Source organism: Solwaraspora sp. WMMA2059 (genome assembly GCF_027497315.1).
Classification (GTDB): domain Bacteria; phylum Actinomycetota; class Actinomycetes; order Mycobacteriales; family Micromonosporaceae; genus Micromonospora_E.
On sequence record NZ_CP114908.1, the window covers coordinates 197,738 to 219,888 of the forward strand.

Here is a 22,151-nt window from a genome sequence, read left to right on the forward strand (position 1 = left end):
TGACGGCTGCCGGGCCGGCCGGCCGCCCTGGCCGGTACCTGGCACCATGGCCGGGTGACTGACGACCCGCCCGCGACCCCGGCCGTCCCGCCGGCACACCCGGCAGCAGCAGCCCCGCCGCCGTCGTCGTCGGGACCGTCATCTGCCGAGGTGCCGTCATCTGCCGCCATGCCGCCGAGCGCCGCTGGTCAGGGCCCGGTGCGTCGGTGGTGGCGGTGGTCGCTGGCGGCCGCCGCAGTCGCCTGGAGCGTGCTGCTGTTCGGCCTGGCCGTGCAGTCCCAGCGGGACGACAGCCCGACCGTCCGCGAGCAGCGCGACATTGGACAGGCGCGGCCAGTCGCCGACCGGGCGGCGATCGACCTGACCGCTGCGGTCGGCGACGCCGGCGTGGTGGTGCTGGCCGAGGAACAGATCAGCGCCGGCTGCCGGATCACGCCGATGCGCCCCGGCGCCGAACTGACCCGGGTGCTCACCGTCTACACGGCGCCCGACTCCGGCCCGGCGTTGCTCGACCGGATCGCCCACCGGCTCCCGGCCAGCTACGCCGCGATAGCCCGGCACGACGCCGCCACCGGCCGGTCGCGGCTAGGTGCCGACGCCGGTGATTTCGTCGCGGTCCGCGGCGAACTGATCCGCGCCGGCGTGGTGCAGTTGCGGATCAGCACCGGCTGCCGACCGGCCTCCGACGGGTCCCGGCCCGCGCCCGCCGACCCCCGGCCGGGCGCCATCGTCGGCCCGACCCCGCGCAGCCACGCCGAAGTGCTGACGGGCGCCTTCGGGGTGGCCGACGTACGGGCCGCATCGTCGGTGGAACTGCCCTGTCCCGACGGAGACGGACAGCTCAGCAGCTACGCGCTGACTGCGGCCAGCACCGCGGAGTCCGACGAGTGGGCGTCGCTCGGCTTCACCATGCCGCGCGCCACCGTGGTCTCCGATCAGGCACCGCTGTTCATCCACCGGTACGGCAGCAAGGGCACCGTGGTGCGGCTCGGCGGCGACGACGTCTGGATCGCCGCCACCGACTTCACCTGCTGATCCCGTCGTCCAACCGCTGATCCGTCGTCGGCTGCCGACCCGGCCGCTAGACACCCGGTCAGTAGACGAGGGCCTGGACGCCGTCGGCCATGATCTCTTCGACAAAGACCGCCGCCCCGGCGATCCGTACCCCCGGCAGCACATCGTCCGGGCCGAACCCACGGCGGGCCGCGCACTGCGTACAGACCGTCACCCGACCACCACCGGCCAGCACCGCGTCCAGCAGGTCGGGCAGCGGAGCCGAATGCGGCAGGTCGAACTCGGCTGCCCGGCCGGGCAGCCCGAGCCACGCCGACTCACCGGTCAGCCAGAGGGAGACCTCGACGCCGGCCGCGGCGGCGGTGCCCGCTACGGTGAACGCCTGGGCGCACCGCTCCGGCTCGTCCGAGCCGGCGGTCGCCTTCACGACGAGAGTGCGAGCCATGCGGCCAGCATAGGATGGCCTTGTCATGGTTACCGAGATCGGGTTCGTCAGCCTGCTGGTGGCAGGCTTCGGCGCGCTCGCCGGTGGCCTGGTCTACCTCGCGGTCCGCATCTGCCGTGGACGCTGGTGAGAAAGCGGAGGATCGATGAGCGCGAGCAGCGCGTCCGGAGCGGGACAGCCGAGCACCGAGGAGAACCCGGTCCGGCCGCCATGGCTGGACGCCCCGCCGGTCGACCCGTACCCGTTCGAGGAGAGCCACGACCTGCGGGTCGGCCCGAAGCTGCACCCGGCGTTGAACGCGCTGCTGCCGTACATCGGGGTGTGGCGTGGGCGGGGGCGCGGCGGCTACCCGACGATTGAGGACTTCGACTACGCGCAGGAGATCCAGATCAGCCACGACGGCCGGCCGTTCCTGCGGTACGAGTCGCGGGCCTGGCTGCTCGACGAGCAGTCCCGCCCGGTGCGCCCGGCCGGCCGTGAACTCGGCTGGTGGCGGGCGGTGACCGACGCCGACGGCCGGGCCACCGGTGAGCTGGAGGCGACGATGATGACCCCGACCGGGGTGATGGAGCTCTACCTGGGTCGGGTCACCGGGGTGCAGGTCGAGTTGGCCACCGACGCTGTGGTGCGTACCGGTACCGCCAAGGAGGTCACCGGTGGCCACCGGCTGTTCGGCATCGTGGAGGGGGCGCTGCTGTACGCCCAGGAAATGGCCGCCGTCGGTCAGCCGCTGTCCCCGCACCTGTCCGCCCGGCTGATCCGGGTCGGCGGCTGATCCAGATCGGCTCCGGAGACAGGTCGGTCACGGAGACAGGTCGGTCACGGAGACAGGTCGGTCACGGAGACAGGTCGGCCACGGAGACGGCGGCGATAGGATGGCGACGGTGGCTGAATCTTCCCTGGCAGAAATGCTGCGCTCGCGCGGGCTACGGCTGACCGCGCAGCGTCAGCTGATCCTGGAAGCGGTGCACGAGTTGGGACACGCCACCCCGGAGCAGGTGCTCAACGCGGTGCGCGAGGTCGCCGCCGGGGTCAACATCACCACCATCTACCGCACTCTGGAGCTGTTCGAAGAGCTGGGCCTGGTCACCCACACCCACCTGTCGCACGGTTCGCCGACGTTCCACTCCGTCGGCGAGGACCAGCACGTCCACCTGGTCTGCCGGTCCTGCAAGTCGGTCTCGGAGATGGACCCGGCGCTGGCCGAGCCGCTGATCACCGCGCTCGCCGAACAGCGCGGCTTCCAGGTGGACATCGGCCACATGGCGTTGTTCGGCACCTGCGAGCGGTGCGGAGGAAGACAGTGATCGACATACCCGGCGCGGTGGACATCGCCGACGTGGCCACCGGATCCCCCGACGCCGGGGTCGCCGCCCACTACGGCGACCCGATGCGCGAGCAGCGCCGGCTCGCCACCGAGGTCGGCCTGGTCGACCGGAGCAACCGGGGAGTGCTGGCGGTGCCCGGGGCCGAACGGATCGGCTGGCTGCACACCCTGACCACCCAGCATCTGGCGACGCTGCGCGCCGGTCAGGGCACCGAGCTGCTGGTGCTCTCCCCACACGGCCACGTGGAGCAGCACGCGATGGTCGCCGAGGACGGCACCACCACCTGGCTGGACACCGAGCCGCAGATGGCCGGCGAGCTGCTGACGTACCTGCTGAAAATGCGGTTCTTCACCCAGGTCGACCCAGCGGAGGTGACCGCCGACTGGGCGGTGCTGTCGCTGGTCGGCCCGGCCGCGGTCGACGCGGCGGCGGCGCTGGGCGTGACCGGGCTGGCCGACCCGGACCTGCTGCCGGTGCCCGCGTCGAAGTTCGCCGCCGGGTCGATCCCCGACCGGCCCACCGTGCTCTACCCGGTGGCCGCGCTGCCGACCGACGGGCCGTACCGGGGTGGCTGGGCCCGCCGGGTGCCACTCGGCGTCGACCTGCTGGTACCCCGGGCCGCGACGGCACAACTGGTGGCCGAGGCGAGTGCGGCCGGTGCAGCCCCGGCCGGGCTGTGGGCGTACGAGGCAATGCGGGTCGCCTCGCGTACCCCCCGGGTCGGTCTGGAGACCGACCACCGGGCGATCCCCGCGGAGGTCGGCCTGCTCGGACCGGCGGTCCACCTCGACAAGGGCTGCTACCGGGGGCAGGAGACGGTGGCCCGGGTGCACAACCTGGGCCGGCCACCGCGCCGGCTAGTGCTGCTGCACCTCGACGGGGTGACCAGCGATACCCCGCCGGACGCCGGCACCCCGCTGACCCTGGAGGGCCGGACGGTCGGCTTCGTCGGCACCGCGCTGCGCCACCACGAGCTCGGCATGGTCGCTCTGGCGGTGGTGAAACGCAACGTGCCGGACGACGCCGATCTGCGTGCCGGTGAGTTCACCGCCGCGATCGAGCCCTGAGCCGGGATGTCGCAGAGTTGACCAGGTACGCCGGCGGGGTGCCGCTGGTCGAGATGGCCCGCTCCGGTTTCGTGGAGAGCCGGCATCACGGCTCACTGGTGGTGCTGGCCGCTGACGGCGGACTGCGGGAGCGGTTCGGCGACGTGGAGTCGCCGGTGTTCCCCCGGTCGGCGAACAAGCCGTTGCAGGCGATCGGCATGCTGTGGGCCGGGCTGCGGCTGGCCGATCCAGCCGACCTGGCGCTGGTCTGTGCCAGCCACAGTGGCGAAGACTTCCACCTGGCCCGGGTGGCCGCGCTGCTGCGTACCGCCGGGCTCACCGAGGCGGCGCTGCGCTGCCCGCCGGAGCTGCCGGTCGGCGCGGCCGCCGCAGCCGACGTGCTGCGAGCCGGTGGCGGGCCGAGTCGGCTGCAGATGAACTGCTCCGGCAAGCACGCCGGGATGCTGCTGACCTGCCGGGCGGCCGGTTGGCCGGTGGAGGAGTACTGGCATCCGGAGCATCCGTTGCAGGAACGGATCCGGGCCGCCGTCGAGGAGTACGCCGGTGAGCCGGCCGCCGCCGTCGGGGTGGACGGCTGCGGTGCGCCGGTGCTGGCGCTGTCGCTGACCGCGGTGGCGCGGGCGTTCCTGCGGCTGGTGCACGGCCTCGCCGGGTCGGTGGAGCGGACCGTGGCGGACGCGATGCGGGCGTACCCGGAGCTGGTGGCCGGCACCGGACGGGCCGACACCCGACTGATGCGGGCCGTGCCCGGGCTGCTGGCCAAGGTCGGTGCGGAGGGTGTGCTGGCGGTGGCGGTGCCCGGCGTCGGGGCGATCGCGGTGAAGATCGACGACGGCGCGCAGCGGGCGACGGTGCCGCCGGTGGTCGCCGCGCTGCGTCGGCTCGGCGTCGGCACTGGCGCCGACGCCGAAGGCCTGGATCCGACGGCTCTGGCCGAACTCGGTGAGCCGCCGGTGCTCGGTGGCGGCCAGCCGGTCGGCACGCTGCGCGCCCTGTGCCGGCCCTCCTGACGAGACTGGCCGGCGGACGAGTTGGCTATCGCACGGTGATCGGCTATCGCACGGTGTCGGCGAGGAACTCACGCAGCGCGGCGTCGACCGGCCCGGGGCACTCCAGCGGCAGCAGGTGGGCCGCGTCGGGCACGTCCGGCAGCCGCCGGGCGGTCGGGATGCCGGTGCTGATCAGGTCGGCCAGGGCAAGGATGTCCGGCACGTCGAGCGCACCGGCGCCGACCAGCACCGGCACGCCGATCTCACCGAGCCGGCGGGCCGCCGGTGGATCGAGTTCGCGGTGGGTGACGTCGCCGAGCGCGGCTTCGGCGGCGAGCGCCCGACGGTCCATTTCGCGGGCGAAGGCGATCAGCTCCGGGTCGACGTCGGCGGGCTGCCGGTGCGGGCCGACGACCCAGAACCGCACCTCGGCGTCGGCCATCGCGTCCAGATCCTCCGGGTCCACCGCGCCGACCAGGTCGTCCCAGAGCTGTTCGGTGGCGTCGGACCAGTCGTGGCCGCCCAGGGCGGACCCGAACAGGGCGAGGGCGGTGACCCGGTCGGGGTGGGCGATGGCGACGTCGATGGCGACCGCGCCGCCGAACGAACAGCCGACCAGCGCGGCGCGGGCGACTCCGAGCGCGTCCAGTAGGCCGATCACGTCGTCGTGGTGGGCGAACGCGGTGGCCGGCAGGTCGGACTCGCCGTACCCGCGCAGATCCATGGCGATCACCCGGTGCCGGTCACGAAGCGCGGCGACCTGCGCCCGCCACATCCGGCGGTCGGCGATGCCGGCGTGGATCAGCAGTACGGGTGGCCCGGTGCCGACGTCGTCGTAGCTGATCGTTGCGTTGCCTACCCGGATCGTCGTCATCGGCGGGCAGCCTAGCGACACGGGGCGGGTGGCCGCCAACGACTTTCTCGGCTGCTCCTGCGACGGTTCTTCCGGGTGACTCCGCTAACTTTCGTTAGCGTTTCGCTAGCAGTTGCAAGCAGATCGGGGCTACCGTCGAGACATGGCCACACCGAAGGACCTGCCTCGCGACATCGGGGGCTTCATCCGGGACCTGCGGCACAACGCCCGCATCTCGCTGCGGCAGCTCGCCGAGCAGGCCGGCGTCAGCAACCCGTACCTCAGTCAGGTGGAGCGCGGCCTGCGCAAACCGAGCGCGGAGGTGCTCCAGCAGTTGGCCAGCGCGCTGCGGGTCTCCACGCCGGTGATGTACCTGCGGGCCGGGCTGCTCGACGACAAGGACGGCCAGGGCGTGCTTGCCGCGATCGCTTCGGACCCCGACCTCACCATGGCGCAGAAGCAGTCGCTGAGCCAGATCTACGAGACGTTCCGCCGGGAGAACGCCCGGCACGCCGGACCGGACACCGACGCGGACACAGCTACCGCCGCCGAAGCCGCCGAAGAAGTTGAGGAGCAGACCCTGCAGTCGGTCGCCGTCACCGAGGCCGGGGCCGCACCTGGCCCGGCGGGCGAGGACCCGCCGCCGACCGCGCCGACCAGGACCACTTCCCGGCAGAAGACCACCCCCCGGCGTCGTACGCCCCGGGCCGGGGAAACCGAGCAGGCCGCCGCAGCGGCCGAGGAGGAGCAACGATGAGCCAGCCGAAGACCAAGCGGATCCCAGCACCTCTGTACGCCGTCGCCGGCGCCGGTGACCTGGCCTACCAGCAGCTGCGCAAGCTACCGGTGGCCGTCACCCAGCTGACCGGCAAGGCCACCCTCGGCACCGTCGGCCTGCGGGAGAAGGCCGCCCAGGGCACGGCCGAGCTGCGTGAGCGGGCCAACACCGGTGCCGACCTGGAGCGCCTGCGAGCGATCGCGGTGCGCAACCGCGACGCGGTGCTCGCCGGTGCCCAGTCGGCCGGGCAGCGGGCCGTGGCGATCTACGGCACGCTGGTGGCGCACGGCGAGCGGGTCGTCGGCACCGGGGTGGTCCGGGCCGCCGACACCGTCAATGCCGACATGGCGACCACCGAGGCTCCAGCCCAGGTCACCGCGGCACCGGAAGCCGACTCGACCGAGCCGGCCAAGCCCACCCAGGCCAAGGCCGAGTAGTTCCGGCGGGTCCGGGTGATCCGCGGGCCCCGGATGCAGGTGGCACCCGTCCGGGGCCCGCGGCATAAGCTTTGGGCATGGACTCTGCCGCGCCGCTGTTCTATGCCGACGTCCGGTACATCCTCAACCTGGCGCTGTTCGTGTTCGCCCTCGTCGTGCAGGCGGTCGCGCTGGTGCACTGCGTCACCCAGAAAGGCGAGGCGTTCCCGGCGATCGGCACCCTGCCGAAAGGCGCGTGGCTGGCCATCCTCGGCGTCTGCCTGCTGCTCACCCTGCTGTTCCAGGTCAGCCTGTTCGGCCTGATCGGGATCGCCGCCGGGCTGATCTACCTGCTCGACGTGCGGGTCGGGCTGCGGGACATCGCCGACGGCCGAGGCTCCTGGTGAGAGATTTCCGTTGGCCACCGCCGCCGGACGGCGGGCCGCGGACCTACGGACCCGGCCCGTCCGGTCCCCGTACCGGCCGGCCCGCGCTGCCCGAACCGGAGACCGAGGTGATCACCACGCCGCACGGCGTGGAGCTGGAACGGCTGATCACCGGGTCCGGTGAGCCGACCACCGTCTTCGCGCACGGCATCGCGTACGGCATCGCCACCACCCGGCCGCTGGGTAGCGGAGTAGCCGGGCGCAAGGTGTTCTTCCAGTTCCGGGGGCACGGCCGGTCCGCCGCGCCGGCCGGCCCATGGGGCTACCCCGATCTGGCCCGGGACCTGCGGGCCGTGGCCGATCTGACCGGTGCCGGCCGGGCGGTCGGGATGAGCCTCGGTGCCGGGGCGCTGGCCCGGTTGCTGACCGACAGCCCGCAGCGGTTCGACCGGGCGGTGTTCTTCCTACCGTCGGCCTTCGACACGGCCCGGCCGACCTCGGCCCGCCAGCGGGTCGCCGAACTGGTCACCGCGGTCAACGACAGCGACGTCTCCGGGGTGGCGGAGCTGATCGCGGCGGAGACCCCGGTGCCGGTACGCAACACCCCGGCCGCGTGGGCGTACCTGCGTACCAGGATCGACCAGCTGCTGCGCGACGGCCTCGCAGCCGAACTGGTCGACCTGGCCGACGCAGTGCCGGTGCCCGACCCGGCGGCGCTCGCCGCGGTCACCGCCCGGGTCCTGGTGATCGGCTGCGTCGGCGACGACCTGCACCCGGCCGAGACCGCCGAGCGGTTGGCCGCCGCCATCCCGGGCGCCGCCCTGCACGTCTACGACCGCCCCGGTGTGCTCTGGAACCAGCGCACCGATCTGCGGCAGCGGGTCTCCGGCTTTCTCAACGAGCCGACCTGATCAGCGACGGGCGCCACGGCGCCCGTCGCTGATCAGGTCGACGACGGTCAACCGCAGCAGCCGCCGGAGGCGGCGGACGGCGTGGTGGACGGGTCGCTGGGCGTCACCGAGCAGACGCCGGTCTCCGGCAGATCCAGCTGTACGTCCCGGGCGGCGGTCCAGTCACCGGCCAGCGCCGCCGTGACCGAGCGGACCTGCTCGTAGCCGGTGGCCAGCAGGAACGTCGGTGCCCGGCCGTAGCTTTTCATGCCGACGACGTAGTACCCCGGCTCCGGCTGGGTGAGCTCGTCCACCCCGTGCGGCGGGACGGTGCCACAGGAATGCTCGTTCGGGTCGATCAGCGGGGCCAGCATCCGGGCGCAGCCCAGCGCCGGGTCCAGGTCCAGTCGTAGCTCGTCGGCGATCCGGTGGTCGGGGCGGAACCCGGTGGCCGACACGATCCGGTCGGCGGCCAGCGTCCGGCCGTCGGTTGCGATCAGTTCGGCCCGGCCGCTGGCGGTGGCGCGTACGGTGTGCACGCCGAATCCGCTGACCAGCTCGACTCGGCCGGAGTCGAGCAGCAACCGCAGTCCGGTGCCCAACTTGCCGCGGCCAGGCAGAGCGTCGGCATCGCCGCCGCCCAACGCCCGGTCGATGGTCGCGCCCCGGGTGACCCAGCTGACCTGGGTGCCCGGCTCCTGAGCAGCCAGCTCGGCGAGGGCCAGCAGGGTGTTGGCGGCGGAGTGGCCGGCACCGACGACCACGGTGTGCCGGCCGGTGTGGTCGGCCCGGTGGGCACCGAGCACGTCCGGCAGAGCGGTGCTGATCAAGTGGGCTGCCTGCGGCTCGCCGTGGGCGGGCAGCCCGTTGACGCCCAGGACGTTCGGCGTACCCCAGGTGCCGGAGGCGTCGATGACGGCACCGGCGCTGAGCTCCGTACCGTCGGCGAGCCGGACCACGAACGGTGCCTGCTCGCGGCCGTCGGTGCGGACCCGGTCGATGCCGGTGCGGCCCAGTGCGACGACCCGCGCGCCGTACCGGATCCGACCGGCCAAGTCGGGCAGCTTGGCCAGCGGTTCGAGGTAGTCGCCGACCAACTCGGCGCCGGTCGGCAGGTGCTCGGGATCGGGGGCGGCCCAGCCGGCGGCGTCGAGCAGCCGGCGGGCGGCGGTGTCGATGTTGTAACGCCAGGGGGAGAAGAGCTGAACGTGCCCCCACCTGCCGACCGCCGCGCCAGCGTTGCCACCAGCCTCCAGCAGGACCCAGGGCAGGCCGCGTTCGTGCAGGTGGGCGGCGGCGGCCAGGCCGACCGGTCCGGCCCCGATGACGATGGCCGGTTGCTCTTCGTTGATCATGGATCCCTCCGTGCTGGCGAGCGTTTGCAGTCTTGATGATCGTCGAATCAACCATACGATGCCCGCTGTTTCGACGATGGTCAAGTTTGACACTCGTCAAATCAGCTGGCTGGGTGATTCCATCTGGTCAGCGGTAACCTGCCACCCGTGGGTGTCACCAGTCACGGCCGTACCGACCGACTCGACCTGCACGACCCGACCCTGCGTGAGTGGCAGAGCAAAGGTCGGGCCAACCGCCGGGTACGGCTGCGCCTGGCCGGCTGAGATGATCCGCGCCTTCCTCGACGGTGTCCGGCTGTTCCTGCGGGGCTTCGGCACCTACGCCCGCAACCCGAAGATGGTGCTGCTCGGGCTGATCCCGGCGGTGATCGCCGGGGTGCTGTTCGTGGCCGCGTTCGTCGGTTGGACAGCCGTCGTGGTCGACGTCGCCGGCTGGCTCACCCCGTTCGCCGACGACTGGTCGGCGGGCACCCGGGACGCGGTACGCGGTGCGGTCGCCGTCGCGTTGCTGGCCCTCGGTGGGCTGATCGGTGTACTCACCTTCACCGCCGTGACCCTGTTCATCGGGGATCCGTTCTACGAGAAGATTTCCGAACGGGTGGAGGAGCAGCATGGCGGGGTGCCGAACGGGGTCGACGTACCGTGGTGGCGGTCGCTGTGGCACAGCCTGCTCGACTCGGCCCGGCTGATCGCGTTTGGCATCGTCATCGGGATACCGCTGTTCCTCTGCGGGTTCATCCCGGTCGTCGGGCAGACCGTGGTGCCGGTGGTCGCCGCCCTGTTCGGCGGCTGGCGGCTCGCACTTGAGCTGGTCGGTTCCGCGTTCTACCGCCGTGGGCTGCGGCTGCCGGACCGGCGGGTGGCACTGCGCAGCAACCGGCCGAAGGCGCTCGGCTTCGGGGTGGCGGTCTTCTGCTGCTGCCTGATCCCGTTCGGCGCGGTACTGGTCATGCCGGCGGCGGTGGCCGGCGCGACGCTGCTCGCCCGCCAGTCGCTCGACCAGCCCACCGACGGGCCACCGCAGCTTGCTCCGCCCGCTTAGTGGCTGGCGGCCTGTGCGGCGTTTAGCGGCTGGCGGCCTGGGCGGCGTCGCGGACCTCACCGACCAGCTCCTCGATCACGTCCTCCAACGCGGCCAGGCCGGTCAACCGGCCGTCGGCGTCCACCACCCGGGCCAGGTGGGCGCCCCGTTGCTGCATGACCGTCAGGGTGTCCCGCATCGGCTGGGTGGCCCGAACCGTGACCAGTGGCCGGATCAGCCGGGAGTCGACCGCCCGGTCCCGGTCCTGCGCCGAGGCCCCGAGCACGTCCTTGACGTGCAGGTAGCCGGTGACCTGTGCGGCGCCGTCGACGACCGGGAAGCGGGAGTAGCCGGTGTCGGCGCAGCGCTTCTCCAGCTCGACCGGCGTGCTGGTGGCGGAGACCGTGACCAGCGAATCCAGCGGGATCGCCACCCGGGCGGTCGGCTGGTCGCTGAACGCCAGCGCCCCGGTCAGCAGCCGGTGCTCGTGCTCGTCGATCAGGCCCTCACGGCGGGACTGGGCGATGAAGCCGGAGACCTCCTCCCGGGTGAAGGTGGAGGTCACCTCGTCCTTCGGCTGCACCCGCAGCAGGCGCAGGACGATGTTGGCGAGCTGGTTGAGCAGCCAGATCAGTGGCCGCAGCACGGTGACGACGCCGTACAGGACCGGGCCCAGGACCATCGCGGACCGCTCCGGACCGGCGAGGGCGATGTTCTTCGGCACCATCTCGCCAATCACCATGTGCAGGAAGACCACGATTGCCAGGGCGATGGCGAACGCGATCGGGTGCACCAGCGCGTCCGGCACCCCGGCGGCGGCGAAGGCCGGCTCCATCAGGTGCGCCACGGCCGGCTCGCCGATGGCACCCAGGCCGAGCGAACAGACGGTGATGCCGAGCTGGGCACCGGCCATCATCAGTGACACGCTCTCCATGGCCCGTAGGGTGACCCGGGCCAGCCGGGACCCGTCGGCGGCTCGTGGCTCGATCTGCGTCCGCCGGGCCGAGATCAGTGCGAACTCGGCACCGACGAAGAACGCGTTGCCGGCGAGCAGCAGCACCCCGATGAGGATCGCCAACCAGTCACTCATGACGCGGTCTCCTCCGGGTGCCCGGCTGAGTGGCCGTTCCGGCGTCCGTCAGGAGACCCGGCTGCCGCGGTGGGGTCGGCGCGGCGCAGCAGCAGCCGGTCGGCGCGGCGGCCGTCGACCCGGGTCACGGTCAGTTCCACCGGTACGGACGTGGGCAGCCCGTCCGGGTCCGGGTGTTCGCGGTCGTCGGCGACGACCGTGACAGTGTCACCGACCCGGGGCAGCCGGCCGAGCTCCTCGATGATCACCCCACCGAGGGTGTCGGAGATCCGGCCCTCCGGCAGGTCGAGCCCGGTCAGCCGGGCCGCCTCGTCGGGCCGCAGCAGGCCGGAGAGCTGCCACGAACCGTCGGCGGCGCGCTGGTGTCGGCCGGTCGGCCGGTCCTGCTCGTCGGCGATCTCCCCGACGATCTCCTCGACCAGGTCCTCCAGGGTGACGATGCCGGCGGTGCCGCCGTACTCGTCGACCACCACCGCCATCTGCAGTCCCCGGCTGCGCAGCGTGCCGAGCAGCGGGTCCAGCTCGGCGGTCTCCGGGACCTCGGGCAGCTCGACCATCACGGACCGCACGGGCCGGTCGTCGCGCTCCCCGGCCGGTACGGCGAGGGCATGCTTGAAATGGACGGCGCCGAGCACCTCGTCGACTCCGGTGCCGGTGACCGGGAAGCGGGCGTGTCCGGTGGCTGCGGCCAGCCGCAGCACCTCGGCCACCGGTGCGTCGGTGGTGACGAACCGGACCCGGGGCCGGGGGGTCATCACGTCGGCGGCGGTCCGCTCGCCGAAGTCGATCGACCGGGAGACCAGCTCGGCGGTCTCCGCATCCAGGGTCCCTTCCTCGCCGGATCGGCTGACCAGCGACGCCAGCTCCTGAGGCGTACGGGCGGACGCCAGTTCCTCGGTTGGCTCGATGCCGAAGGCCCGCAGGATCCGGTTGGCCGTACCATTGAGGAACCGGATCAGGGGCCCGGTGGCGGCGGTGAAGCCGCGCTGCGCGCCGGCGACCGCCCGGCCGACCCGCAGCGGTTCGGCGATTGCCCAGTTCTTCGGCACCAGCTCGCCGAAGGTCATCTGGAAACCGGTGGCCAGGACCAGCGCCAGCGTCAGCGCAAGTGCGGTGGTCGCGCCGTCCGGCAGGCCGGTGAGCCCGAGCGGGCCGCGTAGCAGGGTGGCCAGTGACGGCTCGGCGAGGAAGCCGACGACCAGGCTGGTCACGGTGATGCCGAGCTGGGCGCCGGACAGCTGGGTGGACAGCGTCCGCAGGCCGCGCAGCAGGCCCGCCGAGCGGCGGTCACCGGCGGCGGCCTGCCGCTCCACGGTCGCCCGGTCGACCGTCACGAAGGCGAACTCGGCGGCGACGAACACGGCGTTGGCGGCGACCAGCAGCACCGCGGCGCCCAGCAGCGCCCACTCCATCACCGCCCGGTCACTCCTTCGACGGTGACGGGGCGGCCGGGACTGGGAGGGTCGCTGGTGGTGGGCATGGTTCTCAGCATAGACAGGCGGACGCTGCGCCAACCTTCGAGTTCACTGAGAACAGTAGCGAGAAGTACTCGTACAATTACTTTGCGTACCTGATATCTGCTGTTCAGCAACCTCTCAGGCTGCCCAGCTAGCATCTTCGGCAACCCCGGTTCCAAAATAGACACATCTGATCATGTTGTGCGGCAACGAGCGGCGCGTCCGGGGATCGCGCCAGCGTACCGCCAGGGAGAGATAGCCACGTGGTCTTCAAACGGATGCTCCGAGCCTTCGGAGTCGGTGGACCGACTGTCGACACCGTCCTGTCCAACGCCAGCACCCGCCCCGGCCTGACCCTGGCCGGCCAGGTCGACATCACCGGCGGCGACCACGAGGTGGAGATCGACCAGATCACCGTCGCGCTGGTCACCCGGGTCGAGATGGAGACCGACGACGAGGAGTACGACGGTACGGTCGAGTTCCATCGGGTTCCGGTCTGCGGCGAGCTGCGTCTTGCCGCCGGGCAGCAGTTGTCGCTGCCGTTCGAGATCGACGTGCCGTGGGAGACGCCGGTCACCGACATGTACGGTCAGCGGCTGCCCGGCATGACCATGGGCCTGCGTACCAAGATCTGGGTCCGCGGTGCCATCGACCCGGGTGACCTCGACGACGTGCACGTCTATCCGCTGCCGGTGCAGGAGCGGATCCTGGAGGCGTTCGCTGCGCTCGGACTGCCGTTCACCGGTGCCGACCTGGAACACGGCCAGCTGGCCGGCCTGCCCCAGACCATGCCGTTCTACCAGGAGATCGAGTACGCGTCGGCACCGCAGTACCCGGGGGTCAGCCAGGTTGAGCTGACGTTCGTCGCCGACCCGTACGGAGTGACCGTGGTCCTGGAGTTCGACAAGAAGTCCGGGTTGTTCACCCCCGGCCACGACGCGTACGGCCACTACCGGATCGAGCACGCGGCCGCCGAGAGCATCGACTGGATCAGCCTGGTCGACTCCTGGCTGCGGCAGTCGCTGGAGCAGCGACACGCGCTGCTCGGCGGCTACGGGGGTGGTCACGCCCATGGCGGGTACCACGGTGGACACGAGGACAGTGGCTCTGGGATGGGTGGCGTACTCGCCGGTGCGGCCGGCGGCGCCGTTGCCGGTTTCGCCGCCGGCATGGTCGCCGAGGAGGTCTTCGACGTCATCGGCGGCGACGACGAGGAAGACGAACCCGAGGAAGAAGAGTCCGAGGAGTAGCCGCCGGCCCGCGTACCCCCGAGTCAGTGCTGCAGACAGCTGGACTCGTCGGCTCGGCCCGCCGTGGGCCGGGTCATACCCCCACCGAGTAAGGAGAACAAACAGGATGCCGGTCACCGCTGACCTGACCACGCTGGTCGACAAGGCCTACCAGGACAAGTCCCTGACCGAGATCGTCGCCGCGCCGGTCGCCGCGCTGAAGGGCGTCAGTGAGAGCGACGCCAAGCTGCTCAAGGATGCCTTCGGCATCGTCACCGTCGGCGACCTCGGGCGGAACCCGTACTTCCGGACCGCGCAGGCGCTGGTGAATCTCGGCGGCGAGTAGCCGTAGCGGCCGGCCTCGGCCGAGTCTCCAGCGACGGGCGTTGCTGGGGCGAGTTCGGACGGTATCCGGCGGGGCGGTGGGAGATTTCCGCCGACTGCCCCGCCGGATTGTTTCGTATAGATGACGAACCCTCTTGACCCTGGCTGTGTGAGCGCTAACACTGTTCGTATCGAAGAGGATGATTGCGAAGGGTGTCGGTTATGAGGCGATCGCGATCCACGGTCAACTGGCTGGCGGCGACAACCGCCGCCCTGGTGACTGCGGCCACCACCACCGCCGTGGTCGCCGCCGCCCCGGCTGCTGTCACGGCGGCGGTCCCGCCCGCCGTCCAGTTCACCAACCCGATCGTCGAACAGCGGGCCGACCCGCACGTGCACCGGCACACCGACGGGTACTACTACTTCGTCGCCACCGTCCCCGAGTACGACCGGATCGTCATGCGCCGGGCCACCACCCTGCAGGGCCTGGCCGCCGCCACCGAGCGGGTGATCTGGCGCAAGCACTCGACCGGCGAGATGGGCGCGCACATCTGGGCACCCGAGCTGCACTTCATCGACGGCAGGTGGTACATCCACTTCGCCGCCGGCCGGGCCGAGGACATCTGGGCCATCCGCCCGTACGTGCTGGAGTCCTCTGCCGCCAACCCGCTCGACGGACCGTGGACCGAACGCGGCCAGATCCAGCCCTCGCGCCCCGGCTTCTCACTGGACGCCACCACGTTCGTCCACAACGGAGTGCGCTACCTGGCCTGGGCCGAGTACGCCGGCAGCAACTCCAACATCTACCTGGCGCGGATGGTCAACCCGTGGACGTACACCGGCACCCCGGTCATGATCAGCACCCCGACGTACGCGTGGGAGACCCGCGGCTACCGGGTCAACGAAGGCCCGGCGGTGATCATCCGCAACGGCCGGGTCTTCATGACCTACTCGGCCAGCGCCACCGACGCCAACTACGCCGTCGGGCTGCTCACCGCGTCGGCGAGCAGCAACCTGCTGAACGCGTCATCGTGGACCAAGAGCCCGAACCCGGTGCTGGCCAGCAACAGCCGGACCGGCCAGTGGGGGCCGGGGCACAACTCGTTCACCGTCGCCGAGGACGGCAGCGACGTGATCGTCTACCACTCCCGCAACTACGAGCGGTACCTCGGCAACGGCTACGACCCGCTGAGTGACCCCAACCGGCGTACCCGGGTGCAGAAGGTCTACTGGAACGCCGACGGCACACCGAACTTTGGCGTACCGGTGCCGGACGGTGCCACCCCGGTCCGGCTCAGCGCCCACGACCAGCCGGACCGCTACCTGCGGCACTGGGAGTACCGGGTCCGCCTTGAGGCGAATGTAACGAATTTGGCCGATTCGCAGTTCCGGGTCGTCCCCGGGCTGGCCAACTCGGCCGGTGTCTCGCTGGAGTCGACCAACTTCCCCGGCTACTACCTGCGGCACCGCAACCACCAGATCTGGGTGGAGGCCAACGACGGGTCGAGCCTGTTCCGGCAGGACGCCACCTTCATGGCGCGAGCCGGGCTGGCCGACGCCGGCAAACTGTCGCTGGAGTCGGTCAACTTCCCCGGCCAGTACGTCCGCCACCGCGACGGCCTGTTCTACCTGGAAGCCGTACCGGACGCCGCCGGCCGCGCCTCGGCCACCTTCACCGTCAGCTGACCCGACCGCCAACACCCGGCACCGTACGACAGCGCGCCACCAGCTGGGCGTACGGTGCGGGGGTGGCACAAGCGGAGATCTACGTCAGCACGGACGTCGAGGCGGACGGGCCGATCCCCGGCCCGCACTCGATGTTGAGCTTCGCCTCGGCGGCGTACACGGCAGGCAAGGAACTGGTCGGCACGTTCAGCGCCAACCTGGTCACACTGCCCGGTGCCAGCGGTGCGCCGCAGACGATGGCGTGGTGGGAGACACAGCCGGAGGCGTGGGCGGCGTGCCGGGCAGACCAGGAGGAGCCAGCGGCGGCGATGGCCCGCTACACCGAATGGCTCGCCCAGCTGCCGGGGCGGCCGGTGTTCATCGGTTACCCGGCGGCGTACGACTTCATGTTCGTCTACTGGTACCTGATCCGCTTCACCGGATCGAGCCCGTTCTCCCACTCGGCGCTGGACATAAAGACGTACGCCATGGCGCTGCTGGGCACGGGCTACCGGACGACGTCGAAGCGGACCATGCCCCGCGAGTGGTTCGGCGAGCACGACCATGAGCATGTCGCCCTGGACGACGCGATCGAGCAGGGCGCGCTGTTCTGCGCCATGCTCGCCGCCAACCCTGCGACCCGCTGACGCGGCAACCCGCTTCTGCACTGATGTGAGGCTGAGATACCTATCGCCGCCAAGTTAGGGTGTCTCAGCCTCACATCGTGTGCCGGCGATACCGTCACACCCGCGCGACGCGCCAAGAAGGTGACGCGATGCGACAAGCTGTCTGGCTGCTCGACGTCGACGGAGTCGTCAACGTGACCCGCCCCGGCTGGGGCGCGGCACCGTGCAACGGCACCGCACATGTCGGCGCGGTGGAGTATCGGCTGCGGTGGGCACCGGCGCTCATCGACCGGATCCGGGCGATGCACCGGGCCGGCGCGGTCGAGATCCGCTGGTGCAGCACCTGGTGCGTCGAGGCGGACCAGGTGGAACGTCTCTTCGGCCTGCCTCGACTCGGACGCAGCTGGACCCACGAGATGTCCACGTCGACCGCTGCGGGGGCGAAGCTTGGCGCCGCACGTGAGGTCGTCGCGCAGGGACGGCCGCTGATCTGGACCGACGACGCCGAGACGCCGACCGGTGGCCCCGTGTACGAAGAACTCACCGCCAGCGGGCGGGCGCTCCTGATCGCTCCGCTGCCGAATCGTGGACTTCAGCCAGCGCACCTGGATCAGATCGAAGCCTTCGTTGCGAGCGCTGCCGCCAGTGCTGAGGTGGACGAAACTGCTGCCCTGCATACAGCGCGGCGGCTACTCGGTGAGCCCGCAGAGTCATCCGCCGACCTGATCGGCTGACCTGTCCCTACCGTCCATCGACGTCGAGGATTCCGCTCCAGTCGCGGCTGATCGACATCAGCTCGTTGACGTCGGCAGCTGAGTGCCGCCGGCCGTGGCGCGGAAGCCGACGCTCGAACGGTACGGGGATGGGGGTGTCCGGCTCCGCGGGGATCAGATCGCCGAGAGCGTCGGGCAGCGAGCTCAGCAAGTCGGCGACCGCCTGTTCGACGGTGTCCTGGGTGAGCACGCCGGTGGGGCGACCGCCGACGGTGACCGTCAGGCCGAGGCGGAGCGCCACAGCGATTGCTGTCGCCGGCGACGGTGGGTGGGTGCTGTCCGGTGGACCCGTTGTCCGGCCGAGCCACAACCGCCACGGGTCGATCGACTCGGCAGCGATCGCCTCGGCTTCCAGGGCGTACCGCTGGTCGGCCGGCAGGTCGGGCCGCCACTGCCTGGGGAGTTGCAGCCAGGTGGCGAGAACCGGCTCGTCCGGGGCCTCCGGGTCGTAGAGGTGGGCGACGCCGGCCGAGACGACCGCACCGGTGTCGACGTTGGCGACCGTGAGCACCAACTGGGCGCGCCGTGCTCCGTCGCCGGCCGAGCCCGGCCCGGTGTGTCGCTCGGTCACCGGTAGCCGGACGGGGAGGCCGTCGGGGCATGGCCACTCTGCCAGCGGCGCAACGCGTCCTTGATCCGGTCGTTCTGCTCCCAGGTGCGGTCCAACTCGGCGTACACGATGGCCAGGTCGTGGGCTACCCGGTCGAGGAACGCGGCGACGTCGGCCGGGTCGAGCCCGCCCCGGCCGGTGATGCCGCTGACCGAGCGGAAGTGCTGGCTGCGGACCTGCCAGGGCCGGATCGGCCGGTACCCGGTCGGTCGCTGGTTGCGGCTGTTTCCGGGTACGCGGTACACGCCGTTGCCGCCGGGCCAGTCGCGCGGTGGCAGGGACACCATCCGACGCCGTTGCCGTCGCATCCGCCACCGTCGCCACAGTTCTCGCATCGCGCTTTCCTCCCCTTGCGTGTCAGGTGTGTGGAAGGGGTGGCCCGGCCGCATTGCCGAACCGGCCGGGCCACCCCGCCCCAATCGCCGCAGCCCTCCTTGGCAGTACGGCAACCAGGGCAGTCTTCGATTCACGGCGGATCGATCGGATAAGGGCCCGGGGCGCGTGCGTACTCCATTTCGGTGTTACTTGCGGGAACGCGGTGTCGGCCGCGTCGTGGCCACGGACCAGCACCGGAGCGGCCATGGCACGGGGGTTCCTGGCTGTTCCGGTGTTGACGGACGTGGCCGTGAAATGGTTTTCTCGCACGCGCCCCGGGGGCTCGGTCCTCCGTGGATCTCGCTTTCTCATCTTCCTACCCCTCTACCCTGGACTATCCACCCCATGCAATGGAAGATGTGGGAGTCGGAGGGTTCTCGGAGAGATCCTACGAATCTGATAAGGGGGCCGATAATGATCGACTTGCAGGAGGCCATCCGCAAGGAGCGGACCGCGCGAGGGCTGTCGCAGGAGCAGCTCGGCGCGCTGGTCGGGGTGAGTGGGTCGTCGATCGGCAGCTACGAGGCGGGGCGGCTCATCCCGGTGCCGGCGATCGCCAAGGCACTCGACGGCGTCTTCGAGACCGGCGACCGGATTCAGCGGCTGGCGGCCCATGCGCGCGGGCAGTCGATCGCGCCGTTCCTGCGCTCGTGGGCCGAGAACGAGGCGCAGGCGAGCATCCTGCGCTACTTCGAACTCTCCGTCGTGCCGGGGCTGTTGCAGACCGAGGCGTACGCCCGACAGTTGCTCACCGACGTCGGCCCGGTCGACGATGTCGAGACGGCGCTGGCCAACCGACTGGCCCGGCAGGAGATCATCACCCGGGCGGATAATCCGGCGCACTTCGTCGCGGTGCTCGACCGGTCGGTGCTGCATCGGCAGGTCGGCTCGCCCGACGTGATGGTGGAGCAGTTGACCGCGCTGGCCGCCGCCTGTGACCGGCCCAACGTGCGGGTGCACGTCGTGCCGGCGACCGCCGGGGCGTACGCCGGGCTCAACGGTCCGTTCGTGCTGGGAACGGTGCACGACCGGAGAGTGGGCTACCTGGACACCCACTTCGGCGGCGAGCCCATCGACGATCCGCAACGGGTGCGTCGGCTCGAACAGGTGTGGGAGGATGTCCGCAGCCACGCCCTGCCCATCGCGGAGTCCCGCGAGATGATCGAGAAAGCGGCGCTGACATGGAGCTGACCGGCACCCCGCGCTTCCGCAAGTCGACCAGGTCCAACGGTGCCGGCGGCGCGTGTGTCGAGGTCGCCGACAACCTGCCCGGCGCGGTGCTGGTACGCGACAGCAAGGACCAGACCGGCCCGGTACTCACCTTCGCCCCCGCCGCCTGGTCCACCTTCGTCACCCACCTCGCCACCCACCCCTGACCTCAGTTCCGCGGCTCGGCAACTGGCTGACGATGGCGTGACCGGATCTGAGGAGGCGATGTGGCTCCGGCGGTTCGGTTTCTGCTGATCACGACGGAGCAGATCGTTGTCGTCGTGGTCGCGTTCGCCTTCGTGATGACACTGCTGTTCGACCGGGCGGGCTGGTGGGAGTTCGGTTGGCTCGTTGACCTGCTGCCGCTGCTCACCACGATCGTCGTCATGGCCGTCCGGCGCACGTGCTGCCGACGTTCGAGGACCATCAGCGGTCGACCGGAGACCAAGGGAACATCGTCGACCTGATCGGGCTGTTCCCGGGCGAGGCCGACATCGAGCTTGTGGCCACGCGGTCACGTGATCTCGTCCGGCTGGCGGACCTGTGATGATGTGGTCGCCTGGGGCGGCCAGCTCAGCCTCGACACCGACTCGACCGTTTCCGTGGCAGCGCCTGTTGACTCGCTGCCAGGCTTGGCCGGGGCGCGGTAAAGAGCCTCCGCGTCACGCATCAGCAGGTCTGTAGCGGCTCGGTGCCTACTCTGCTCCGGGTCTCGTGGGCTGGTCAGGCAACCCGCAGGGTGAGCGGACCACGGGACACTACGATCGAAACCTCGGCACCCAGCGCCTCGGCGTACGCGCGCAGTGTGTCCAGGCTGTCGACCTGGCCATGCTCGATCTGGGAGATCCTGGCCTGACTCACCCCGAGTGCCACAGCTACTTCGGCCTGGGTGAGCCCGGCAGACTTACGCATCTCGGCCAACTCGTGTCCCCGGATGCGGCCGATATTCTCGCCGCGAATCGCGGCCCGCTGCGCCTGTGCTTCCTCACTGGCGAGCCACGGCTGTCGGGTGACCGCCTCAGCCTTCACATCGCTCCACCGACGGGCCGTCATGACCCCTCCCCACTCTTGCGCTCGACCAGATACTCCTCGTACCGCGCCTCCGCGACCGGGACGTTCTCCCGGTACCACTGGTTCCATCGGCCCGCCTTGTCGCCAGCGACCAGGATCACCGCGTCCCGTTCGACATCGAAGGCGAACTGCAGACGTATCTCCGAGCGCCCGGCAGAGCCCGGCCGCAGCTCCTTCAGATTGTGCAACCGACTGCCGTGGATCCGGTCGACCATCGGCCGGCCAAGCCCAGGGCCTTCCTCCGCCAGGTGGTCGATCGCCTCCATGACCCGGTTGGCGGAGGTCGGGTCCGACTCGCACAGCCTGAGGTACCACTCCTCAACCGGGGCGACCAGCACGACGTCCCACATGCCCCGAGTATAAACCATGCCTTATATCAGGTGGTCAACCCGCAGCTGCTGAAGTGCGCCTTCCAGTCTATGGTTCACCGCCAGCGGACGGTACGACCTGACTGCGGTCGTGGTGGCGCGGGCGAGCCGCCGGGCGGCGTAGCCGGCCAGGCCGGACAGCCGCAGCAGGCCACCGACCGCCGACATCGCCGCCCTGGCGGCCGGGGTGGCGGGGGCGAGAGCCGAGGCGTCGATCACCGACGGGGCGCCGCTGGCCTGCCAGGCCGCGAAGAGTTCGCCGCTGCCATGGCGGCGGTGGTGACCACGTCGCCGTCGGGGGTGGTCAACCGCTCGGCGGCACCACCGGCCCGGGTGCGTACCAATCGGTCCTGCCGCACCTTGCGGCCGCCGTCGAGCACCCCGTGCACGATGGTGGCGGCGAGGGCTTTGCCGAGGGCACCCGGTTTGACCTCGACCGACGCGACTGCGTCGACGCGTACCCGGGAAGGTTTCTCCTCGGCCGCCAGCAGATGCAGCAGGATGCTCTCGGTCGCGAGCACGCCGAAGCCCGCGCCGTAGACCAGCGTGCGACCGGTCGCCGCCGCCTCCCGGTGCATGGCGTGCAGCGACTCGAACGCGCTCAGTTCGTTGCCGACGTCGACGTAGTGGGTGCCGGCCGGGCAGGCCCGCGCGACCAGCGGCGCGGTGGCCGCGAACGGGCCCACCGTGTTGATCACGACGGCCGGCGCCTCACTGGCCAGCCGGGCACAGACCTCGTCGAGTGAGCCGGTCACCGCCCGGGGGTCCGGAACCGTCCGGGTCGGCCGCTCCCGGTCGCGGCCGACCGCCAC

At 71.2% G+C, this 22,151-nt stretch carries 29 protein-coding genes and 1 pseudogene; 19 read left to right on the forward strand and 11 right to left on the reverse strand.

The features are described 5' to 3' along the window. The first annotated feature begins 54 nt into the window (after positions 1-54). Positions 55-1,035 carry a hypothetical protein gene (locus tag O7553_RS00800; protein WP_281553004.1) on the forward strand — a complete coding sequence of 327 codons (981 nt, stop codon included), beginning with the start codon at positions 55-57 and terminating at the stop codon, positions 1,033-1,035. A gap of 58 nt (positions 1,036-1,093) precedes the next feature. On the opposite strand, the gene O7553_RS00805 is transcribed toward O7553_RS00800, so the two are convergent. Then, the gene (locus tag O7553_RS00805; protein WP_281553005.1) at positions 1,094-1,459 is read right to left on the reverse strand and encodes a DsrE family protein; all 366 of its coding nucleotides are present in this window, start codon (positions 1,457-1,459) and stop codon (positions 1,094-1,096) included. 25 nt (positions 1,460-1,484) lie between these two features. On the opposite strand from O7553_RS00805, the gene mtfM reads away from it, so the two are divergent. From mtfM to O7553_RS00830, 5 genes are all read left to right on the forward strand, one after another. Then, positions 1,485-1,589 carry a small membrane protein MtfM gene (mtfM, locus tag O7553_RS00810; protein WP_278171721.1) on the forward strand — a complete coding sequence of 35 codons (105 nt, stop codon included), beginning with the start codon at positions 1,485-1,487 and terminating at the stop codon, positions 1,587-1,589. A 15-nt stretch (positions 1,590-1,604) separates the two neighbouring features. Further along, positions 1,605-2,234, forward strand: coding sequence for an FABP family protein (locus O7553_RS00815; protein WP_281553006.1), 630 nt, complete (start codon positions 1,605-1,607; stop codon positions 2,232-2,234). 109 nt (positions 2,235-2,343) lie between these two features. Further along, complete coding sequence (locus O7553_RS00820) at positions 2,344-2,766, forward strand: Fur family transcriptional regulator (protein ID WP_281553007.1); 423 nt, start codon at positions 2,344-2,346, stop codon at positions 2,764-2,766. Then, positions 2,766-3,854, forward strand: a complete 1,089-nt coding sequence (locus O7553_RS00825; RefSeq protein WP_348650136.1) for a folate-binding protein — start codon at positions 2,766-2,768, stop codon at positions 3,852-3,854. The genes O7553_RS00820 and O7553_RS00825 overlap by 1 nt, the downstream gene beginning before the upstream one ends. 53 nt (positions 3,855-3,907) lie before the next feature. Then, on the forward strand, positions 3,908-4,864 hold the full coding sequence (locus O7553_RS00830; RefSeq protein ID WP_281555400.1) for an asparaginase: 957 nt from the start codon (positions 3,908-3,910) through the stop codon (positions 4,862-4,864). Positions 4,865-4,907: 43 nt separating this feature from the next. Here O7553_RS00830 and O7553_RS00835 read toward each other — a convergent pair whose 3' ends face one another. After that, complete coding sequence (locus O7553_RS00835; RefSeq protein ID WP_281553008.1) at positions 4,908-5,717, reverse strand: alpha/beta hydrolase; 810 nt, start codon at positions 5,715-5,717, stop codon at positions 4,908-4,910. Positions 5,718-5,859: 142 nt separating this feature from the next. Between O7553_RS00835 and O7553_RS00840 the strand changes: the two genes are divergently transcribed. The 4 genes and pseudogenes from O7553_RS00840 to O7553_RS00855 all read left to right on the forward strand — a co-directional run bounded on the left by O7553_RS00840 (position 5,860) and on the right by O7553_RS00855 (position 8,187). After that, the gene (locus O7553_RS00840) at positions 5,860-6,453 is read left to right on the forward strand and encodes a helix-turn-helix domain-containing protein (protein WP_281553009.1); all 594 of its coding nucleotides are present in this window, start codon (positions 5,860-5,862) and stop codon (positions 6,451-6,453) included. Beyond that, positions 6,450-6,854: pseudogene (locus O7553_RS00845) on the forward strand (hypothetical protein); the annotation flags it as partial. The gene O7553_RS00840 and the pseudogene O7553_RS00845, both read left to right, overlap by 4 nt. 134 nt (positions 6,855-6,988) lie before the next feature. After that, complete coding sequence (locus O7553_RS00850; RefSeq protein ID WP_281553011.1) at positions 6,989-7,297, forward strand: DUF2516 family protein; 309 nt, start codon at positions 6,989-6,991, stop codon at positions 7,295-7,297. Next, entirely contained in the window at positions 7,294-8,187 is an 894-nt protein-coding gene (locus O7553_RS00855; protein WP_281553012.1) for an alpha/beta hydrolase, read from the forward strand. Before O7553_RS00850 ends, O7553_RS00855 begins: the two co-directional genes overlap by 4 nt. A 47-nt stretch (positions 8,188-8,234) precedes the next feature. On the opposite strand, the gene O7553_RS00860 is transcribed toward O7553_RS00855, so the two are convergent. Next, positions 8,235-9,521, reverse strand: a complete 1,287-nt coding sequence (locus O7553_RS00860) for an NAD(P)-binding domain-containing protein (RefSeq protein ID WP_281553013.1) — start codon at positions 9,519-9,521, stop codon at positions 8,235-8,237. A 265-nt stretch (positions 9,522-9,786) separates the two neighbouring features. Here O7553_RS00860 and O7553_RS00865 point away from each other — a divergent pair, with 265 nt between their 5' ends. Then, the gene (locus O7553_RS00865) at positions 9,787-10,563 is read left to right on the forward strand and encodes an EI24 domain-containing protein (RefSeq protein ID WP_281553014.1); all 777 of its coding nucleotides are present in this window, start codon (positions 9,787-9,789) and stop codon (positions 10,561-10,563) included. A gap of 22 nt (positions 10,564-10,585) precedes the next feature. Here O7553_RS00865 and O7553_RS00870 read toward each other — a convergent pair whose 3' ends face one another. Next, entirely contained in the window at positions 10,586-11,632 is a 1,047-nt protein-coding gene (locus O7553_RS00870) for a hemolysin family protein (protein WP_281553015.1), read from the reverse strand. Then, positions 11,629-13,044 carry a hemolysin family protein gene (locus tag O7553_RS00875; RefSeq protein WP_281555401.1) on the reverse strand — a complete coding sequence of 472 codons (1,416 nt, stop codon included), beginning with the start codon at positions 13,042-13,044 and terminating at the stop codon, positions 11,629-11,631. The genes O7553_RS00870 and O7553_RS00875 overlap by 4 nt, the downstream gene beginning before the upstream one ends. A 308-nt stretch (positions 13,045-13,352) precedes the next feature. Here O7553_RS00875 and O7553_RS00880 point away from each other — a divergent pair, with 308 nt between their 5' ends. The 5 genes from O7553_RS00880 (at position 13,353) to O7553_RS00900 (ending at position 17,667) form a co-directional block, all read left to right on the forward strand. Next, positions 13,353-14,339, forward strand: coding sequence for a sporulation protein (locus tag O7553_RS00880; protein ID WP_281553016.1), 987 nt, complete (start codon positions 13,353-13,355; stop codon positions 14,337-14,339). A gap of 106 nt (positions 14,340-14,445) precedes the next feature. Then, positions 14,446-14,664, forward strand: coding sequence for a hypothetical protein (locus O7553_RS00885; protein WP_278119086.1), 219 nt, complete (start codon positions 14,446-14,448; stop codon positions 14,662-14,664). Between the two features lie 200 nt (positions 14,665-14,864). Continuing rightward, entirely contained in the window at positions 14,865-16,328 is a 1,464-nt protein-coding gene (locus O7553_RS00890) for a family 43 glycosylhydrolase (RefSeq protein WP_281553017.1), read from the forward strand. Between the two features lie 62 nt (positions 16,329-16,390). Then, complete coding sequence (locus O7553_RS00895; RefSeq protein WP_281553018.1) at positions 16,391-16,954, forward strand: exonuclease; 564 nt, start codon at positions 16,391-16,393, stop codon at positions 16,952-16,954. Positions 16,955-17,082: 128 nt separating this feature from the next. Further along, a complete protein-coding gene (locus O7553_RS00900) occupies positions 17,083-17,667 on the forward strand; it encodes a hypothetical protein (protein ID WP_281553019.1) in 585 nt (194 codons plus the stop codon). Positions 17,668-17,674: 7 nt separating this feature from the next. Here the strand turns inward: O7553_RS00900 and O7553_RS00905 are convergent, their stop codons facing one another. Both O7553_RS00905 and O7553_RS00910 read right to left on the reverse strand, forming a co-directional pair. Further along, positions 17,675-18,277 (reverse strand): hypothetical protein, encoded by a 603-nt coding sequence (locus O7553_RS00905; RefSeq protein ID WP_281553020.1) that lies wholly within the window; start codon positions 18,275-18,277, stop codon positions 17,675-17,677. Then, positions 18,274-18,651 (reverse strand): DivIVA domain-containing protein, encoded by a 378-nt coding sequence (locus tag O7553_RS00910; protein ID WP_281553021.1) that lies wholly within the window; start codon positions 18,649-18,651, stop codon positions 18,274-18,276. The genes O7553_RS00905 and O7553_RS00910 overlap by 4 nt, the downstream gene beginning before the upstream one ends. A gap of 454 nt (positions 18,652-19,105) precedes the next feature. On the opposite strand from O7553_RS00910, the gene O7553_RS00915 reads away from it, so the two are divergent. The 3 genes from O7553_RS00915 to O7553_RS00925 are packed head-to-tail and all read left to right on the forward strand — an operon-like array spanning position 19,106 to position 20,367. Further along, positions 19,106-19,882, forward strand: coding sequence for a helix-turn-helix transcriptional regulator (locus tag O7553_RS00915; RefSeq protein ID WP_281553022.1), 777 nt, complete (start codon positions 19,106-19,108; stop codon positions 19,880-19,882). Further along, entirely contained in the window at positions 19,873-20,067 is a 195-nt protein-coding gene (locus O7553_RS00920; RefSeq protein ID WP_281553023.1) for a DUF397 domain-containing protein, read from the forward strand. Before O7553_RS00915 ends, O7553_RS00920 begins: the two co-directional genes overlap by 10 nt. Positions 20,068-20,127: 60 nt before the next feature. Beyond that, complete coding sequence (locus O7553_RS00925) at positions 20,128-20,367, forward strand: hypothetical protein (protein ID WP_281553024.1); 240 nt, start codon at positions 20,128-20,130, stop codon at positions 20,365-20,367. A gap of 256 nt (positions 20,368-20,623) precedes the next feature. On the opposite strand, the gene O7553_RS00930 is transcribed toward O7553_RS00925, so the two are convergent. The 4 genes from O7553_RS00930 to O7553_RS00945 are packed head-to-tail and all read right to left on the reverse strand — an operon-like array spanning position 20,624 to position 22,151. Continuing rightward, positions 20,624-20,953 (reverse strand): helix-turn-helix transcriptional regulator, encoded by a 330-nt coding sequence (locus O7553_RS00930; protein ID WP_281553025.1) that lies wholly within the window; start codon positions 20,951-20,953, stop codon positions 20,624-20,626. Beyond that, positions 20,950-21,321: a type II toxin-antitoxin system RelE/ParE family toxin gene (locus tag O7553_RS00935; RefSeq protein ID WP_281553026.1), complete on the reverse strand. Its 372-nt coding sequence runs from the start codon at positions 21,319-21,321 to the stop codon at positions 20,950-20,952. The genes O7553_RS00930 and O7553_RS00935 overlap by 4 nt, the downstream gene beginning before the upstream one ends. A 21-nt stretch (positions 21,322-21,342) precedes the next feature. Continuing rightward, the gene (locus tag O7553_RS00940) at positions 21,343-21,558 is read right to left on the reverse strand and encodes a hypothetical protein (RefSeq protein ID WP_281553027.1); all 216 of its coding nucleotides are present in this window, start codon (positions 21,556-21,558) and stop codon (positions 21,343-21,345) included. Then, positions 21,555-22,151 (reverse strand): hypothetical protein, encoded by a 597-nt coding sequence (locus O7553_RS00945; protein ID WP_281553028.1) that lies wholly within the window; start codon positions 22,149-22,151, stop codon positions 21,555-21,557. Before O7553_RS00945 ends, O7553_RS00940 begins: the two co-directional genes overlap by 4 nt.